We start from the raw sequence: 3,639 nt of genomic DNA on the forward strand, positions 1-3,639 counted from the left end.
TCAATTCAGTTACTAATTCACTATCTAAAATTTGCAGATGTTCCAGTTCCGTATCAAAATCAAAGAAATTATTTTCGCTTGTCTGCGATTGCACTATAAGTTTATCATACCTTGATTCAGCAACGCCATAAGTTTTCCCAACTGAGGGCGAGTAATATTTCTGTTTCCGAAATAATATGTTGTCGGTTGCCAAGCTGATATCTTGAATGATATCATGTCCGGTAGTACAACCATAGTAAAATAGCTAAGTATACCCTTTGTAAAACTAGCCCTGTCAAGGTGTTCCTTATTCAGGATTTTTCGTGAATACAAGAACGGAAACGGTCGAGTCGTGAAAAGCTTGACAACTCCACGAGTAAACTTAGATCGGCGACTGTTGCCGTTCTCTTCGACTTTTGGCTCTCGGTATAATGGTTGAAGCTCTCTATGACTAGGGTGCAAGCTGTTAGCTCACGCCATCTTGCAGCATTTAGGAGGACTAAGTAAATGTTAGATGCCATCTTTGAACGATTTGTCAAGCTCAGTCCTGTCAGTGTCATGGTCCGAGGCTTAATGGAACGAGTATTGAACACAGAACAACTCGACTCTATAGTCATTTCAAATAAGTATGAGACACTCTTCATGCACAATAAGCACGAATAACTTCATCAAGAGATGTGCCAGGAGACGCATACATTTTAGCTCTTTTTAATGCACTAAAATTATGCTCAATATCATTTAAGTCTGGAGAGTATTTTCGTAAAAATATCATCTGATGACCGACCTCCTCAACCAATAGTCTAATGACCGTCTTACGATGAATGGGTGCATGATCCATAACCAATATAGATGGACTTGTTAAATCTGGTAACAAATATAAAGATAACCATCCTTCAAATCCTTCTGCATTCAAACTACCCATAAAGAGCATTGGTGCAATTAAGTCCTTCTTTCCTTTTCTTCTTCCTGCTACTAAATTTTCTATTTTTCCACGTTTTCCTGGTCTTTCGCCATAGACTTTCTTTCCTCTTTTTGCCCAGGCATACACAGAACCTTCAAATTCCTCAAATCCTGACTCATCAATGAATACAAGACTTTTACTTCCATAAATTTTAATTAATTCTCTCAGATTTCTATAATATTTCATTCTTTCTTCGGTAGTCATGCATGGTCAGGATAATTAGGGTTTTATTTAATAGATAAATTGGCATTATAGCTATGAAAAAAATACCAAAGAGCTGCCTATATGGTTGGAGAGTTTTTTAGAAAACGAAAGAGTTTTTCTCGCCAATCGAGATATTCTTTGTCTCATGGTATTATTAAATCTTTCTATATAGTTGGTCTTACCAGTATCCTTGGATACTGCCCTATGTCTTGTTTTAGGAAAAACTATGACCTAAGCGCTCCAAAAGTCTGTATAACTGACAGCACATTGACGATATACTGCTGGCATTGAATTCCAAAGTTCTCGAGCACCATTTTCATCTCTTTTGCCAATATATACTCCTACAATTTCTTTAGATAAGACATTAATTGCCAACCAAATCCATTGCTTGTTACCCTTATTCCCTACAAAAGACCACATTTCATCACATTGAATTGTTAGCTTCCCCCTTTTTTTTTGACTTCACTTCTACTTCTCTCTTGACGGCTGCCAATTTTTTGTTAACATAGTATTGTAGCCACCTTTGTGAAACCCCGGTCGCCCTACAAATTCCAGCCAGAGATATTCTTTCTAATAAAAGTTGATCTATCTATCAGCTTTCTGGTTTCTTCTGAAATCGGCTGATGTCTGGGAGAAATAACAAACTGTCTGGCACAGTCTTGACATTTAAAACTTTGTTTGCCATTGTGAGTATGACCATTTTTCACAATATATTGAGAGTTGCACCTGGGACATTTCATAAGCTAAAACTTAAGGCTGATTGAATAAATAAATTATAACAGGTAATCCTGACTATGCATGACTACCCTTTCTTCTCTATGTTAGTGCTGCATTGTTACGAGAAACTGCTGCCTCTATGACTACTGTGATGCAATTTCTGGGAGATGATCCACCAAAGTTACTAGCTCCTTATCAACTCAGAATCATTGATGGCAACTGTTTGGCTGCAACAGATCATCGTTTAGAAGCCCTGAAGCCCTATGCAGCAAAAGCTTTGCCCGGTAAGTCTTTGGTCGTAATTGAACCAGACTTGAGAATGGCGATTGATGTGTTTCCTTGTGAGGATGGTCACGCTCAGGAACGTTCTTTATTTGAGTCGGTATTACAGCGGGTCAAAGCTGGTGAATTATGGATTGCCGATCGCAATATGTGTACACAAGGGTTTCTATTTGGTATCTGTAAAGCCTCTTCTGATTTTTTGATCCGAGAACATAAAAGTCTGCCACAGCAAGCAATCAGTGAATTGGAATTCCAAGGTGATGTAGAAACAGGCTCTATTTTTGAACAAACAGTTGCTCTCACTTATGAGGGTAGCTGTTTGAAAGTACGACGGGTAGTATTGCGATTGAAAAAAGTTACTCGTGATGGCGATTGGGAAATTGTCATACTGACAAGTTTACCTCAAACTGTTGCCAGTGCGACCAATGTAGCTCAGTTGTATCGAGGGCGTTGGAGTGTTGAAACTCTCTTCCAAATAGTTACTAAGAATTTCGATGGTGAAATTCAAACCTTGGGTTATCCCAAGGCTGCTTTATTTTCTTTCTGTTTGGAAGAGAGTTTCTTACAATATTTTAGCTGTGGTGCGAAGATCTCTCGGCAGTGTACATGGTCTGGGAAAAATTGAGTCGAGTCTTTCAGAATTCTACCTGGTTGATGAAATTCAAGGGACTTATCGGGGTATGACTATAGCCTGTGAACCTGATAATTGGACACATCTGAAGGCTTTGTCCCTGTCTCAATTAGCCGATTTTCTGTTGGATTTGGCCGGGCAAGTGAATTTGAAGTCTTTCCTCAAGCAGCCACGTTCCCCCAAAAAGAAAAAACCACCTTTGATAGTGGACTCACGTCACCGTCATCTTTCTACAGCAAGGCTTTTAGACCAGGCTCGGCAGTCACCTTGACAGGGCTACGTCAGGTAAGCCCATCTATCTGACAATGCCAAAACGTATTAGCATTGAGCCACATCTATCGTTACCAGAACTACAACAGCGTTACCGTCAAGCTTCATACCCTGTTGAAAAAAGTCATTACCAAATTATCTGGTTATTAGCATCTGGCAGAAGTAGCCGAGAGGTTTCACAAATAACTGGTTACAGTCTCAGTTGGATTTATGAACTAGTCTGGGGGTATAACCGCATTGGTCCAAAATCACTTGGAGATAAAAGGCATGAACATCAAGGTGCCGATACACTTTTGAATGATGTACAACAAGCACAACTATGGCAAGCGCTACAATCACCTCCTACTGAAGGTGGGCTTTGGAACGGACAGAAAGTTGCAAATTGGATGAGTGAATTATTAGGACGTTCAGTTAGTAGACAACGAGGTTGGGAGTATTTGAAGGCAATGAGACTACGTTCATTTGTGACAAGTTAAGAAAAAGTGCAAATTGTCAAGGGGGTAGACAAAAAAAGGTAAAATAGGATGAAACCTTGACCGGGCAAGCAGTTGAGCCATAATCAAATCAGTTGTGACTAGCAAAAAACGAATCAACC

General features: G+C 39.5%; 2 protein-coding genes and 3 pseudogenes. 3 read left to right on the forward strand and 2 right to left on the reverse strand.

From position 1 onward, the window contains the following. A pseudogene (locus WBA89_RS27565) lies at nt 1-99 on the forward strand (IS1 family transposase); the annotation flags it as partial. A gap of 520 nt (nt 100-619) precedes the next feature. On the opposite strand, the pseudogene WBA89_RS27570 reads toward WBA89_RS27565, so the two are convergent. Further along, a pseudogene (locus WBA89_RS27570) lies at nt 620-1,135 on the reverse strand (IS630 family transposase); the annotation flags it as partial. Between the two features lie 32 nt (nt 1,136-1,167). Then, nucleotides 1,168-1,884 (reverse strand): annotated as a pseudogene (locus tag WBA89_RS27575) (IS1 family transposase). A 116-nt stretch (nt 1,885-2,000) separates the two neighbouring features. Between WBA89_RS27575 and WBA89_RS27580 the strand changes: the two are divergent. Together WBA89_RS27580 and WBA89_RS27585 are read left to right on the forward strand one after the other, a co-directional pair. After that, a complete protein-coding gene (locus tag WBA89_RS27580; protein ID WP_424410824.1) occupies nt 2,001-2,768 on the forward strand; it encodes a transposase in 768 nt (255 codons plus the stop codon). A gap of 311 nt (nt 2,769-3,079) precedes the next feature. After that, nucleotides 3,080-3,520 carry a helix-turn-helix domain-containing protein gene (locus WBA89_RS27585; RefSeq protein WP_424410826.1) on the forward strand — a complete coding sequence of 147 codons (441 nt, stop codon included), beginning with the start codon at nt 3,080-3,082 and terminating at the stop codon, nt 3,518-3,520. The last annotated feature ends 119 nt before the right edge of the window (nt 3,521-3,639 follow it).

The organism is Microcoleus sp., assembly GCF_049646505.1.
GTDB lineage: Bacteria > Cyanobacteriota > Cyanobacteriia > Cyanobacteriales > Microcoleaceae > Microcoleus.